This window comes from Pedobacter cryoconitis, from assembly GCF_014207135.1.
Lineage (GTDB): Bacteria > Bacteroidota > Bacteroidia > Sphingobacteriales > Sphingobacteriaceae > Pedobacter > Pedobacter cryoconitis_D.
This window is the reverse complement of the sequence record NZ_JACHCC010000009.1, coordinates 33,332-46,476: the sequence shown is the minus strand read 5'-3', so window position 1 is coordinate 46,476 and position 13,145 is coordinate 33,332. Positions and strand designations below refer to the sequence as shown.

Annotated in this window: 13 protein-coding genes; 4 read left to right on the top strand and 9 right to left on the bottom strand. The window is 40.8% G+C overall.

Translation table 11 applies throughout. The annotated features are described in order from the left end of the window. Positions 1-67 precede the first annotated feature (67 nt). The 4 genes from HDF25_RS16965 to HDF25_RS16950 are packed head-to-tail and all read left to right on the top strand — an operon-like array spanning position 68 to position 3,366. Positions 68-610 (top strand): DUF1599 domain-containing protein, encoded by a 543-nt coding sequence (locus tag HDF25_RS16965; RefSeq protein WP_184626901.1) that lies wholly within the window; start codon positions 68-70, stop codon positions 608-610. Between the two features lie 37 nt (positions 611-647). After that, positions 648-1,799, top strand: coding sequence for a BT_3928 family protein (locus HDF25_RS16960; protein WP_184626899.1), 1,152 nt, complete (start codon positions 648-650; stop codon positions 1,797-1,799). A 2-nt stretch (positions 1,800-1,801) separates the two neighbouring features. Beyond that, positions 1,802-2,860 carry an ABC transporter permease gene (locus HDF25_RS16955; protein ID WP_184626897.1) on the top strand — a complete coding sequence of 353 codons (1,059 nt, stop codon included), beginning with the start codon at positions 1,802-1,804 and terminating at the stop codon, positions 2,858-2,860. Continuing rightward, positions 2,860-3,366 carry a shikimate kinase gene (locus HDF25_RS16950; protein ID WP_184626895.1) on the top strand — a complete coding sequence of 169 codons (507 nt, stop codon included), beginning with the start codon at positions 2,860-2,862 and terminating at the stop codon, positions 3,364-3,366. The genes HDF25_RS16955 and HDF25_RS16950 overlap by 1 nt, the downstream gene beginning before the upstream one ends. On the opposite strand, the gene HDF25_RS16945 is transcribed toward HDF25_RS16950, so the two are convergent. The 9 genes from HDF25_RS16945 to HDF25_RS16905 all read right to left on the bottom strand — a co-directional run bounded on the left by HDF25_RS16945 (position 3,363) and on the right by HDF25_RS16905 (position 13,129). Further along, positions 3,363-3,761 (bottom strand): acyl-CoA thioesterase, encoded by a 399-nt coding sequence (locus tag HDF25_RS16945; RefSeq protein WP_184626893.1) that lies wholly within the window; start codon positions 3,759-3,761, stop codon positions 3,363-3,365. The genes HDF25_RS16950 and HDF25_RS16945 overlap by 4 nt on opposite strands. Before the next feature lie 65 nt (positions 3,762-3,826). Next, positions 3,827-4,636 (bottom strand): tRNA pseudouridine synthase A, encoded by an 810-nt coding sequence (locus HDF25_RS16940; RefSeq protein ID WP_184626891.1) that lies wholly within the window; start codon positions 4,634-4,636, stop codon positions 3,827-3,829. A 3-nt stretch (positions 4,637-4,639) separates the two neighbouring features. Further along, a complete protein-coding gene (locus HDF25_RS16935; RefSeq protein WP_184626889.1) occupies positions 4,640-6,544 on the bottom strand; it encodes a beta-N-acetylhexosaminidase in 1,905 nt (634 codons plus the stop codon). Positions 6,545-6,700: 156 nt separating this feature from the next. Beyond that, complete coding sequence (gene dacB / locus HDF25_RS16930; RefSeq protein WP_184626887.1) at positions 6,701-8,098, bottom strand: D-alanyl-D-alanine carboxypeptidase/D-alanyl-D-alanine-endopeptidase; 1,398 nt, start codon at positions 8,096-8,098, stop codon at positions 6,701-6,703. Between the two features lie 134 nt (positions 8,099-8,232). Next, positions 8,233-9,225, bottom strand: coding sequence for an aspartate-semialdehyde dehydrogenase (locus HDF25_RS16925; protein WP_184626885.1), 993 nt, complete (start codon positions 9,223-9,225; stop codon positions 8,233-8,235). Positions 9,226-9,393: 168 nt separating this feature from the next. Beyond that, the gene (locus HDF25_RS16920; protein WP_184626883.1) at positions 9,394-10,263 is read right to left on the bottom strand and encodes a sugar phosphate isomerase/epimerase family protein; all 870 of its coding nucleotides are present in this window, start codon (positions 10,261-10,263) and stop codon (positions 9,394-9,396) included. Between the two features lie 9 nt (positions 10,264-10,272). Beyond that, on the bottom strand, positions 10,273-11,160 hold the full coding sequence (locus HDF25_RS16915; protein ID WP_184626881.1) for a hydroxypyruvate isomerase family protein: 888 nt from the start codon (positions 11,158-11,160) through the stop codon (positions 10,273-10,275). A gap of 2 nt (positions 11,161-11,162) precedes the next feature. Further along, positions 11,163-12,410 (bottom strand): nucleoside permease, encoded by a 1,248-nt coding sequence (locus HDF25_RS16910; protein ID WP_184627337.1) that lies wholly within the window; start codon positions 12,408-12,410, stop codon positions 11,163-11,165. A 26-nt stretch (positions 12,411-12,436) separates the two neighbouring features. After that, on the bottom strand, positions 12,437-13,129 hold the full coding sequence (locus HDF25_RS16905) for a DUF1080 domain-containing protein (protein WP_184626879.1): 693 nt from the start codon (positions 13,127-13,129) through the stop codon (positions 12,437-12,439). Between the last annotated feature and the right edge of the window lie 16 nt (positions 13,130-13,145).

The following is a 13,145-nucleotide window of genomic DNA, read 5'->3' as shown; positions in this document are numbered from 1 at the left end:
CTAAATTTAAACAGACTGTACAAAAATACAGTATTAAAATAGCTTTAAACTAAATATTTTAATTGTTTTGGCAACAAACACCTCACAAGAATTCGATACAGTAATTGCGGTTTGTAAATCGCTTTTTTTAAAAAAAACCAAAGATTATGGAACGGCATGGCGCATTTTGCGTTTGTCTTCTATCACTGATCAGCTTTTTATCAAAGCACAGCGAATCCGTACGCTTGAAGAAAAGAAAGTTTCTAAAGTAGGAGAGGGGATCATTCCAGAATATATTGCCATCATCAATTACTGTGTAATTGCTATGATGCAAAATGAAATGAAAGACAGTGATCCGAATGAACTGGAGCTGGAAGTTGTAGAAGCCCTGTTTGATCAGAAAGTACAGGAAACTAAAGAACTGATGTTTGCTAAAAATCATGATTATGGAGAAGCCTGGAGAGACATGAGAATCAGCTCACTGACAGACCTGATCCTGCAAAAAATATTCAGGGTGAAACAGATTGAAGATAACCTTGGTGCAACGGTAGTTTCCGAAGGGGTTGTTGCCAATTACCAGGATATGCTGAACTATGCAGTTTTTGCATTGATTAAAATGGACATCAAATAATATCATTTATCAATACCATTAAAATAGCTATAAAAAGATGAACAGAGCCGTGCTAAATTTTTCAAGAATATTTGTAGGTGTACTTTTTATTTTCTCTGGTCTGATCAAGGCCAATGACCCACTCGGATTTGGATATAAACTGGAAGAGTATTTCGATGTATTTCATATTTCTTTTTTAAGTCCTTTTGCAACGGGAATAGCTATTTTTCTTTGTGTACTTGAAATTGTACTGGGCGCCTTATTATTATTTGGTTTCTGGAGTAAAAAAGTAACAACTGGTTTACTCGGGATCATCATATTTTTCACTTTTCTGACCTTCGTCTCGGCTGCGTTTAAAGTAGTGACTTCCTGCGGTTGTTTTGGAGATGCTATTCCGCTTACCCCGTGGCAGTCTTTTTCAAAGGATCTCATTTTGCTGGTGCTGATTGTATACCTGTTTATTAACCGGACTAAAATCTTACCGGTTACACAGAATCCTGGTCAACAAAAGGCAGGTCTGATCGGGGTATTGGCTATCTCGGTGCTGTTCAGCATTTACACTTACAGTTACCTTCCTGTACTGGATTTTCTGCCCTATAAAGTTGGGGCCAGCATACCTGATGCCATGAAAATTCCCGAAGGTGCTGCACCAGACGTTTATCAGATCCTGTATAAGCTGAAAAACAAAGCGACTGGCGAGACAAAGGAAATGAGTGATAAAGATTATCTGAAAACAGAGATCTGGAAAGATAACAACTGGGAGATTGTTGGTCAGCCCGAGCAAAAGCTGATTAAGAAAGGATACGAAGCTAAAATCAAAGACCTGGTGATCAGTGATGCTTCCGGAACGAATTATACTAAAGAACTTATTGAAAACCCATATTATAACTTCCTGGTTGTGGCTTATAACCTGAAAGATACTAACGAAGACGCCATTGGAAAATTGAATGCAATGACTTTAGATCTGACAGAACAATTTAATATCCGCACCGTATTGCTGACCTCCAATTCTGCACAGGATGCCGGGGTGTTCAGTAAAAACCATAAACTGCTTGCCGAGATATTTTATGCCGATGCTGTACCCCTGAAAAGTATGGTCAGGGCAAATCCTGGAATCCTGTTAATGAAAAATGGTGTAGTTGTTAATAAATGGAGTTTCCGGTCATTGCCTTCTCTCGAAAAACTGAAAGCAGCTTATTTCAATAAATAAAGATGTGGCTTTACGCAACACGGAAATTTACCTATGGACTCGCAGTAATGCTGGGGGTGGTCGTTGTTGTATTTGTCCTGTTCAACATTCTTCCCGGAGATCCGGCAAGGATGACCCTTGGACAGCGGGCTGATGTACAATCTTTAGAAGCTGTCCGTAAAGAGTTTGGCCTGGACCGTTCAAAACCTGTACAGTTCCTGCTATTTATCAATGACCTGTCGCCAGTTGGTTTTCATGAAAATACCCCACAGGCTCAGGAAAAGTATCATTATATCCGTTTGATCAATTGCTCGGCCAATGTCATTGCTTTGAAATGGCCCTATCTGAGACGTTCCTATCAAACCAAACGCGAGGTATCGACCATTCTGTCAGAAACAGTACCTAATACCTTTGTCCTGGCTGCAACAGCCATGCTGTTTGCTACCCTGCTTGGAGTCTTATTAGGTGTGTTGTCGGCAGTTTATAAAAATACCTGGATTGATCATGCCTCCAATGCTTTTGCGATCCTGGGACTTTCGGCGCCCTCATTTTTCGCAGGTATTATTATCGCCTGGTTCTTTGGCTTTGTGCTTGGACCATATACCGGACTGAATATGTCCGGGAGCCTGTATAGTTACGATCCTTTTAAAGGAGAGGTAATCACCTTGAAAAACCTGGTATTGCCGGTACTTACCCTGGGATTGCGTCCTCTGGCTATCATTGTACAACTTACCAGGACAGCTATGCTCGATATACTGGCACAGGATTATATCCGTACTGCCCGGGCAAAAGGATTGGGCCGTCGCGCTATAATTTATAAACATGCTTTAAAAAATGCATTGAACCCAGTCATTACAGCAATTTCAGGCTGGTTTGCCTCTCTGCTGGCCGGTTCTTTTTTTGTCGAGTACATATTTGGTTATAATGGTTTAGGCAGGGCTACGGTCCGGGCGCTGGAGATGTCAGATTTTCCTGTGGTGATGGGCTCCATTCTTTTTATTGCACTGATATTCGTAGTAATTAATATTTTTGTAGACGTATTGTATGCCTTTGTTGATCCAAGGGTAAAATTGAATAATTAATGAAGATATTTCTGATTGGTTTTATGGGATGTGGTAAAAGCACCCTGGGTAGAAAATTAGCAACAAAATTAGGCTATGATCTGATAGATCTCGATCATCAGCTGGAAAAAATTACCGGTGTTACTGTCGCTGATTATTTTGCTGCCCATGGAGAAGAAGCTTTCCGTAAACTGGAAAGTGATACCCTCAAAGACCTGGAATATCCAAAAAACTGTATTATCGCTACCGGAGGCGGGACTCCCTGTTTCTTTGATAATATAGAGTGGATGAATGCGAACGGTACTACTGTGTACATCGAGATGCCTGCACCAGCATTAGCTAAAAGACTGGAAAGCGGTATTGCTAAAAGACCATTATTACGTAACCTGACACCAGAAGGTGTAGTTGAATTTATTGAAAATAAACTGGCTGAGCGTGAAGGATTTTATACCAAAGCGCAGCTGATACTCAGTGGTATCAATCTGACTGCTGATGCGATCCGTGCAGAAATTCTGGCCCGTGACTAGTTATCTTCAGCAGCGAACTGTTCCTCAATAAATTTGATTTCTGTTTTGCCATGCGAAACTGGATTGCCATTTTCATCCACATTTACAAAGACCATTTTGTCGATGGTTAAAATGCTTTTTCTGGTGATCTTATTACGTACTTCACAACGCATGGTCAGGGAAGTATTGCCAAACGCAATTGCAGTAATACCCATTTCAATAATATCACCTTGTTTTGCTGAACTTACAAAGTTGATCTCAGATATATATTTGGTAACTACTCTTGGGTTACCCAGCTGGACAATAGCGTAAATAGCTGCTTCTTCATCTATCCATCTTAATAAGCTCCCGCCAAATAAGCTCCCGTTTGGATTCAGATCTTCTGGCTTAATCCATTTTCTGGTGTGGAAATTCATAATCTTAATTTTCTGCAAAAATACGGCTTTCCTGATCCCTGAATCTCACCTTAACGTCAATAATATCAGAGCGTAAACCAGTTTGTATTGGCTTGTTTCTGCAATACCGCAGAAAAATCTACCCTTGGTGGAAGATTCAGATAAGGATAAGTAACTTTTGAAAGATATAAACCCTGTGGGTGTGCAGGCGTAATTAATGCAGGGGTTTCCCTGCTGATCAGGTGACTTTCAAACTCCTCCACACTTAGTAACCCTTTCCCGATTTTCAGGACCTGCCCCATAATAATCCGGATCATCTTTCCTAAGAAGCGGTTGGAAGAAATCTGGAATCTTATTTTTTCCTCTTTTTCATCAATCATCAGACTGGCTGTACGGACAAAACATAGGGTATGCTCATATTTATCAGGACTCGTACAAAAAGCTCTGTAATCCTTATACTGAGGGAGTAAATCTACGGCAGCTTTCATTTTATCCAGCTCCAGGTCCTTCAGCAGGTAATAGGAACTTAATCCATTTAAAAACGGGTCCTTATAAGTATGCAGAAAATAATCATAAGCCCGCTGTACCGCATCAAAACGAGCATGTGGCAGACCTTCCATCGGGATGACATCATAGACCGCAATGTTCATGGGCAGTAATTTATTCAGCCTGAAAATCAGGTCAAAATCCCATTCCTGTTCTATGTCCATATGGAAAAAGAACTGGCTGGCATGTACCTGGGCATCAGTTCTGCCACATCCATTGATGAATACCGGAGTTTTAAAAATCTGCGTCAGTGCATTTTCTATTACCCCTTGAATATTCAATACATTAGCCTGCTTTTGCCAGCCATTGTATTGTAAACCATTGTAGCTTATATGTACGAAATATCTCAAAATCTATCTTCTTCCTGCTCTCTTGTTCAAATCATCGACAGATACGGTCATTAACCTACCCATAATCTGTTTGCCCTTGTATGTAATCAGACGCATCTGGCTGGCGTCTTTAGGGACTACCAGTTTCTCTGTATATTTAGGATAGAACCTATCCGGTGTAGAGTTGTCAAAACTATAGTAAATATCCAGCCCATCCAGCTCCGTAGACAATTCAACCATCACCTGACGATCAGCTGACCTGCTTACTTTCAGTACCGGATCATAAATGCCTGGTGAATACTTTGTTTCTGCAATATCCATACGCTGGAAATGCTGTTCTACCTTACCCGTAAAATTAGTCCAGTTTTTTTTCTCTTTAGGTGACCATACAGACTCGGCAATAGCATAACCCCTTGGCCAGGTCATATATTCCGCCTGACGGATGTTGTACACCTGTTCAGTCCATAGATTAGCCTGTCCTCCCTTAATATATTTTGGATCGGCACCCGCCGGAATGGGATCAAATTCATAGGCTTTACCCAGACGGATAGAAGAGTATACTCTCGCTTCGGTCACAGGGTCGGCCTGCATCAGATCCAGATAAGTCATATTCTGAGGGCTCATGACTACCTCATGTTTTTCTCTTGAAGCCTGTATACCATAGGCTGCACTTCTCCAGCTCATGACAGCTGCACTGGGAGACATATTTCCGTTCAGTATTTCGTCCCAGCCCATAAACTTTTTGCCTTTGGATTCTACAATCTTCTGAACTCTTTTCTCAAAATAACCTTGTACCTGATGCATGTCTTTCAGCCCTTCTTTTTGCATTAAAGCTTTAATCGCATCACTTTTCTGCCAGTAGTTGATTGGAGCCTCATCTCCACCCATGTGGATATATTCAAAAGGGAAGAGGGCAGCTACCTGTGTAATCACAGAATCCAGGAAACTATAAACCTTTTCATTGGCCGGACATAAAGTATTATCAACCAGGGCGAATGGTGGCGGCCCTTTAGACCAGTCCATAATCTTTTCACCAGAACGTACACGGTAAGCTTCTGCGCCTGGAGTACAGGACAGGTCCGGATAAGAAACTATAGCCGCCAGACTATGTCCCGGAACATCAATCTCCGGCAGGATATCTACAAATCTGTCTTTTGCATATTTAACCAGTTCCCTGATATCGTCCTGAGTATAGAAACCACCGTAAGTACGGGGTTCATCGGCAGTTGGTGTACTGAAATTACCAAATTCACCTACCTTTTTTACATTCCAGGCCCCAACTTCGGTCAGTTTCGGTAAACCTTTAATTTCCAGTCTCCATCCTTCATCGTCGGTCAGGTGTAAATGAAGCAGGTTAAACTTATACCGTACCATTGCATCAATATATTGTTTGACCTCCTGTTTCGTGAAGAAGTGACGGGCTACATCAAACATTAAACCTCTCCAGGCAACCCTTGGATAATCCATGATTTCTACACAAGGTATTTTCCATTTGATGCCTGAAATCAGTTCTTTAGATTCTATTTCTTTAGGGAAAAGCTGTAACAGGGTCTGTACACCATAAAACAAGCCAGCAGTCTGATTCGCCTTAATCGTAATTACACCTGATGTTACAGAAAGCTGATAACCTTCATTACCCAGTGCTGCATTTGGATTATGGTTGAGTACTAACCTGATGGTTGCGGCCGCTTGTGTATTGGTAAATTCAGATACAAATTTACCAGTTGGTACAGTTAGTTTTTCCTTTAAATAATCTACAACCAGTTTCATTTCAGGAGAAGCCAGTATAATTACTTCTTCCGGTAAAGTGAAAAAACCATTGGTTTTGAGCAGCGAAACCGGTTCTGGAATAATTGAGAACTCAGGCGGTCTGTTCATTGAATTGGCATTACTGTCTGCTATTGAAGAATTCGTATTTCCGGTTCCCATTTGTTGACTATATGTGCTCGTGTAGAAAAGAAGGCAGCATATAAAAGGTAAGAATTTATTCATAAAATGAAGAGGGGCTTGCGCTTGTGTGTTTGATAAAAGGTTGCAATTTAGCAATTTGTGGATAAATATGGGTTTTCTGTGGAGAATTTATTACTATTTCAATGCATCCAGGACTTTGAAAAGCTTTGGATTGATTCCTGTGCCCGAATAATTGTTGATATTGATGACAATCACATATTTTGCTCCGTTTTCTGCTGTATAATAACCTGCAAATGCAGAAACATCGTTTATTGTACCACTTTTTAATTTCATTCCGTTGTATTCTGGTAATGATTTATAAAAATCAGGGAACCAATCTTCTTTTTGTACCTGGAACAGGATGCTGGCCATGGCCGATGTCGTTACCCTTGTTGCTGGCGAAAGCCCGCTTCCATCGATAATATTCATTGCATTTTTATCCATTCCTCTGGCGGCCCAGAATTTGACCTCAGCGGCGGCGCCGTTGGCCGCAGTAGCTGCAACACCCGATTTCCAGGCTATAGTTCTCAGCAAGTGTTCTGCATACAGGTTCAGACTTTTTTTATTCAGCCAGAAAACAATTTCAGCTAATGCAGGTGAACTGACCGTACTGATCTTTTGCCCGATTTCCGGAACAGGAAGATGAGCCGCGGATAACTGACGTGCTGTTACCGGGGCTTCAGAAACTTTAATACCCGCTTTAGCTAAAGTATCCTGCAGGCGGAAAGCGGCTTCAAATGCAGGATCAGGTAAGGCGAGTGCAATTCCCTGTTTTTGTATATCTGTGGCCCATGTACCTCTTAGGTAAGCTGTACTCGAAAAAGGAGGAAGGTAAGCATAGGCATGGTCTCCGCTACCTGCAGCACCTGGTTTTAGCTCATTGATGATGGTCAGGTAAGGCATGTCAGGAACAGTCCTGAGCACACTTACTGTATTGCCAGGGTGTAATTTAACATCAAACTGATTTTCGCGCCAGCTTAAGGCAGAGGAGCCTGCGCCATAGTAATTACCCAGGTCCTGCCAGATCCAGCCGTCAGGCGTAGTCTGAGTGCCCCAGAGTCGGTCATCGCCGATGACCTTACCTTCAATTTTTTTAATCCCGGCTGCTTTGATTGCTGTTACCCACTGGTTTAATATAAAGCTTTCTTTACTATGTGCATAACGCCACGAACCCAGGGTCGGATCTCCGCCGCCCAGGATGATGATATCTCCTTTCAGCGTACCTTCGGCATTGACCGAACCGCTATAACCAACAACAGTCTGATATTGGAAATCTTTGCCCAACACAGAGAAGGCTGTTGCCGAAGTAATAGTTTTCAGTGTTGAAGCCGTGGCAAGACCAGTATTTTCATTTTTAGCAAAGAGTTGTTTACCCGTTTTGGCATCTAAAACACAGATTGAGGTAATCGCATACTTTGTCTGCCTGTCTTCGAGGAAAGCATTAAAGGACTGTGTTAATTTTTGTACAGGGCTTTGCGCAAATGAAAGACTGCTGGAAAGGATAAACAGGAATGCAATTGATTTCTTCAACATTGATATCAGATAAAATTAAAAGCTCTAAATAACATTACAAATAACGGGAAAGCAAATTGATTAAAAACAAAAAATGTGGTGTTATTCAGGCATTTTGCCAGATTAACACCACATCCTGTATCTTAAACAGCTGCTTAGATCAGCTCTTTTCTCAATAAAAATTCTGCAATCTGTACTGCATTTGTCGCTGCACCTTTACGTAGGTTATCTGCAACGATCCATAGGTTTAAAGTGTTCGGCATAGACTCGTCCCTTCTGATACGGCCTACAAATACCTCGTCTTTTTCATGTGCATCTTTTGGCATTGGATATTTAAGATTTGCAATATCATCTACTACGATAATGCCCTCTGTTTTTTCCAGTAAACTTCTTACATCAGTCAGTTCAAAATCATTTTCGAATTCAATATTCACTGATTCAGAGTGTCCGCCCATTACAGGAATACGCACAGTTGTCGCAGTAACGCGGATACTGTCGTCACCCATGATTTTGCGGGTCTCTTTAATCATTTTCATTTCTTCCTTGGTATATCCGTTCTCTTCGAAAACATCAATCTGCGGAATAACGTTCAGGTCAATCTGATAAGGATAAGCCATAGGCCCGTCTGTGATACCTTTACGCTCATTCATCATTTGTTCTACTGCCTTAACACCGGTACCGGTTACCGACTGATAAGTAGAAACAACCACACGTTTAATTCTGTATTTATCATGTAATGGTTTTAAAGCCACTACCATTTGTATCGTTGAACAGTTTGGGTTAGCAATGATCTTATCATCAATTGATAACTCATAAGCATTCACCTCTGGTACAATCAGTTTTTTAGATGGGTCCATACGCCATGCGGATGAATTATCAATTACTGTAGTACCTGCTTCTGCAAACAGCGGAGCATATTTTAAAGAAGTACTGCCACCGGCAGAGAATAAAGCCACATCAGGTTTCATTGCAATTGCTGTTTCCATGTTAACCACCTTGAATTGCTTACCCTTAAAAGTGATTTCTTTACCAACACTCTTCTCAGATGCAACCGGAATTAATTCGGTCAACGGGAAATTACGCTCTTCTAGTACTTTTAACATAACAGTGCCTACCAAACCAGTAGCACCTACAACTGCAATTTTCATTTAATCTATTTATTTTAAGTTTTTAATGATAATATATCATATCCCAAATATGGGAAAAAACTTAGCGTTTTCCACAGAAACCCTCTCTTTTTTAGGTATTTTACCTGATTATGAATTATAAACCACAAAAAAGGCGGCCTTAGAATAAGGCCGCCTATGAAGGATTTTTTATAAAAGTGCCTTCTTAATATAGTCGGCACTTTGTTTGATACTGATATAGGGGTCAATAGCAAAGTTCTCCTGTTCTACGATTAAATGTCTTAATCCAGCCAGTTTAGCATGATTATGGATCTCCTTGAAGTTGATTGTTCCCGTGCCCACTTCCGTGTTAATGGTATGATCTACCTTATCCATGTCTTTAACGTGCCACATCGGGAAACGTCCCGGATGCTCAGTAAATAGTTTTACCGGATCATTACCAGATCTGACTACCCAGTACAGGTCCATTTCAAACTGTACTGTTGCAGGATCTGTTCCTTTAAGCAGGATTTCATAACCGGTAGTATCACCTACCTGCTGGAACTCAAAGTTATGATTATGATAAGCCAGCTTCACACCGCCTTCTTTACAGATAGCAGCAGCCTCAGTTAATTTTCCGGCAACTTTTTTCCAGTCTTCTTCAGTTTTACGAAGATTATCACCCAGATAAGGTACCACAATATATTTACTGCCTATGGTATTGGCAGCTTCGATATAACTTCTCAGTTCATCCTGGTCACCACCACCAATGAATTTATCCATTCCGTAGTGTCCGCTTGGTGCGGTAAGACCATTCTGATCCAGCAAGGCTTTAAAAGCTTTAGGATCCAGTCCCCAGAATTTATCTTTCACCGAATAACCAAAAGTTTCTACTTCTTTATAACCAGCTTTGGCCACTTTGGCAATTGTTCCTTTGACATCCTGTGGAAGCTGGGCTCTTAAAGAATACAATTGTAAACCAACAACTTTATTTGATGCAGCGAAAGCTAATGAGGGGAGGACCAGGGCGCCGGCTGCAGCCAGACCCGCCTGTTTGATAAATGTTCTTCTTGAGTTCATAATTAATCTTTATAGGTCACAAATTTTAATCGCATTTCTTAAGGACTGAAGTTTATCTTTCTGTTTAGGAATGAATTCCTGTGCGATATATCCTTTAAAACCTGTTGCCAGGATAGCTTTGATGATGGCAGGATAAAAAAGTTCCTGTGTGTCATCTATTTCATTTCTGCCGGGTACGCCAGCAGTGTGGTAATGGGCAATATAAGGGTGATAAGTCCTGATGTTATGGATGACATCACCCTCATCAATCTGCATATGATAAATATCATAAAGCAGTTTAAAGTTTTCTGAACCTAATCTTTTAGCCAGTTCAACGCCCCATGAGGTATGGTCACACTGATAATCTTTATGATCAACTTTACTGTTCAGTAATTCCATCACCAGGACTACATTGTGTTTTTCGGCCAGGGATATAACCTGCTTTAATCCTTCAACACAGTTTTTCCATCCCGTCTCATCATCCTTTCCCCTGCGGCTTCCGCTGAAACAAATCAGATTCTTATAACCCGCAGCAGCAACCAGCGGGATCATTTTAGTATAGTTCTCTATCAGTTTAGGATGAAAGGCAGGGTCATTCCAGCCATCAGTCAGATTGATTTCTGCACCATTACACATAGAAGAATATAAACCATATTTTTTGAGTGTAGGCCAGTCGGCAGGGCCGACAAGATCCATCGCTTTTAAGCCCATTCCCTGAACGGCAGCGCAAAGTTCATCCAATGGAATGTCACCAAAACACCAGCGGCAAACAGAGTGATTAACATTACCCTTCAGCGGTTTATCGTGCAGTTCTGCTTCCGATGATGCATAAGCTGGCAGGGCAGAGGAAAGACCAAGAATGGCTGAACCTGTGATAATCGTTTTTAAAGCATTTCTGCGGCTTTGTTCTGTTCCCATAATTAAGCTTCGTTAAATTGAGTATCAATAGTCCGTTTAGACTTTTCATTGAAGAAAATCGTGAAAAGCAGGAATACAACCAGGGCGATTCCAGCAGGAATGATCCAGACCATTTTCCAGTCTACAGCACCATTAGTTAGTTTATAACTGTCAGTGATCATACCGGCAACTTCAAAACCGATCAGCATTCCGACACCATATGTAGCCAGGGTAATCAGGCCCTGCGCTGCACTTTTATATTTTTCACCAGCTCTTGAATTAGTGTAAATCTGTCCCGATACAAAAAAGAAATCATAACATACACCATGTAAAGCGATCCCGATCAGCAACATGAAGCTTAATTCACCAGCATTCCCATAAGCAAATAAAGCATAACGGATAGCCCAGGCAATCATACCGACTAAAATAGTTTTCTTAAAACCGAACCTCTTGAAAAATACCGGGATCATTAATAGAAATAATGCTTCTGATACCTGTCCAATGGCCATTTTTCCCGTAGGGCCCTCTACACCTATACTGGATAAGAAAAGGTTTGCATTCTGATAATAGAAAGCCAGTGGGATACAAATCAGGATTGCAGAGATAAAGAAGATGGCAAAGTTTCTGTCTTTAAGCAATTTTAAAGCATCCAGTCCCAGGATATCTGAGAGTGCTACTTTTTCACCTTTGGCTACTTTAGGTGGTGTTTTTGGTAAAGCAAAACTGAATAAGCCCAGGATTAATGAAGCTACACCAGCCATCAGGAAAGTGTTTTTTAATAAACCAGATTCCATGCTTGCTTTAGAGTCCCACAAGAATAAATAACTGATGCATAACCCAGCTACGATCCAGCCGATAGTTCCCCAGAACCTGATCGTTGAGAATTCTTTCTCTGCGTCTTGCATCTGGTTAAAGGAAACAGAGTTGACTAAAGCCAGAGTTGGCATAAATAAAATCATGTAACCCAGAACATAAGGATAGAATATATGCACATCAGTGGCCGTATACATCTGGTACATTAAAACTGCTCCGATAATGTGCAGCACACCCAATATTTTTTCCGCATTAAAAAATCTGTCTGCAATCAGACCAATGATAAAAGGAGCAATGATAGCTCCCCATGACTGGGTCGAAAATACAGAAGCCGAGTCAGCCCCGGTCGCATGCAGGTTTTTTTCTAAAAAAGTACCCAGGGTAACAAACCATGATCCCCAGATAAAGAATTCCAGAAACATCATTGCTGATAACTTAATACGGGTAGTAGTATTCATCATATTTATACTGTTTTTTAAATAAATTAAAGTTCTTTGATCATAATATTACGGAACCAAACCTCATCACCATGATCCTGTAAGGCTATTTTTCCGGTTTTAAAAGTTCCGAAACCATCCCATTTTGCAAATTTGCTTCCTGCGATTAACGATTTCCAGTTCTGATCAAACTGTGTAGTAGAAACTACCTTTACCCCATTTAATATAAACTCCAGTTTACCATTATTGCTGATAATTTCGGCAGTATTCCATTCACCTACTGGTTTTACAGGCTCAGAACTACTCTTTACCAGATCGTACAGATCACCTGCGCGGTGTTTGGTGATTTTTCCGTCCGGATGACCTTCGTTATCCAGTACCTGCATTTCAGGACCAGTACTGTAAGTCTGGTGATATTTCTCCGGGTTTTCATTCACATGGAATAAGATACCACTATTAGATTTTGGTGCTACTTTCCAGTCAATTTTTAAGTGAAAATTGGTATATTCTTTATCTGTAACCAGGTCGCCGTCATCCTTTTGTTTAGCTTTAGGGTCAAGATGTATCACCCCGTTTTCTACTCTCCAGCCTTTTCCTACAGAATTTTTTCCATAGCTATGCCATCCTTTAGTTGTCTTTCCATCAAATAAAGAAGTAAACCCTTTTTTTGATGACTGGGCTTTTGAATTGAAGCCGATCATTGTAAATACCAGTATTGCAGAAATGGCGTAAGTCTTCATGTTTATTTTGTTTTAG

Coding starts and splice junctions, on each gene's coding strand:
- HDF25_RS16960 (WP_184626899.1), top strand. CDS start 648: ATGAACAGAGCCGTGCTAAATTTTTCAAGAATATTTGTAGGTGTACTT.
- HDF25_RS16955 (WP_184626897.1), top strand. CDS start 1,802: ATGTGGCTTTACGCAACACGGAAATTTACCTATGGACTCGCAGTAATG.
- HDF25_RS16950 (WP_184626895.1), top strand. CDS start 2,860: ATGAAGATATTTCTGATTGGTTTTATGGGATGTGGTAAAAGCACCCTG.
- HDF25_RS16945 (WP_184626893.1), bottom strand. CDS start 3,761: ATGAATTTCCACACCAGAAAATGGATTAAGCCAGAAGATCTGAATCCA.
- HDF25_RS16935 (WP_184626889.1), bottom strand. CDS start 6,544: ATGGGAACCGGAAATACGAATTCTTCAATAGCAGACAGTAATGCCAAT.
- dacB (WP_184626887.1), bottom strand. CDS start 8,098: ATGTTGAAGAAATCAATTGCATTCCTGTTTATCCTTTCCAGCAGTCTT.
- HDF25_RS16925 (WP_184626885.1), bottom strand. CDS start 9,225: ATGAAAATTGCAGTTGTAGGTGCTACTGGTTTGGTAGGCACTGTTATG.
- HDF25_RS16920 (WP_184626883.1), bottom strand. CDS start 10,263: ATGAACTCAAGAAGAACATTTATCAAACAGGCGGGTCTGGCTGCAGCC.
- HDF25_RS16915 (WP_184626881.1), bottom strand. CDS start 11,160: ATGGGAACAGAACAAAGCCGCAGAAATGCTTTAAAAACGATTATCACA.
- HDF25_RS16910 (WP_184627337.1), bottom strand. CDS start 12,410: ATGAATACTACTACCCGTATTAAGTTATCAGCAATGATGTTTCTGGAA.
- HDF25_RS16905 (WP_184626879.1), bottom strand. CDS start 13,129: ATGAAGACTTACGCCATTTCTGCAATACTGGTATTTACAATGATCGGC.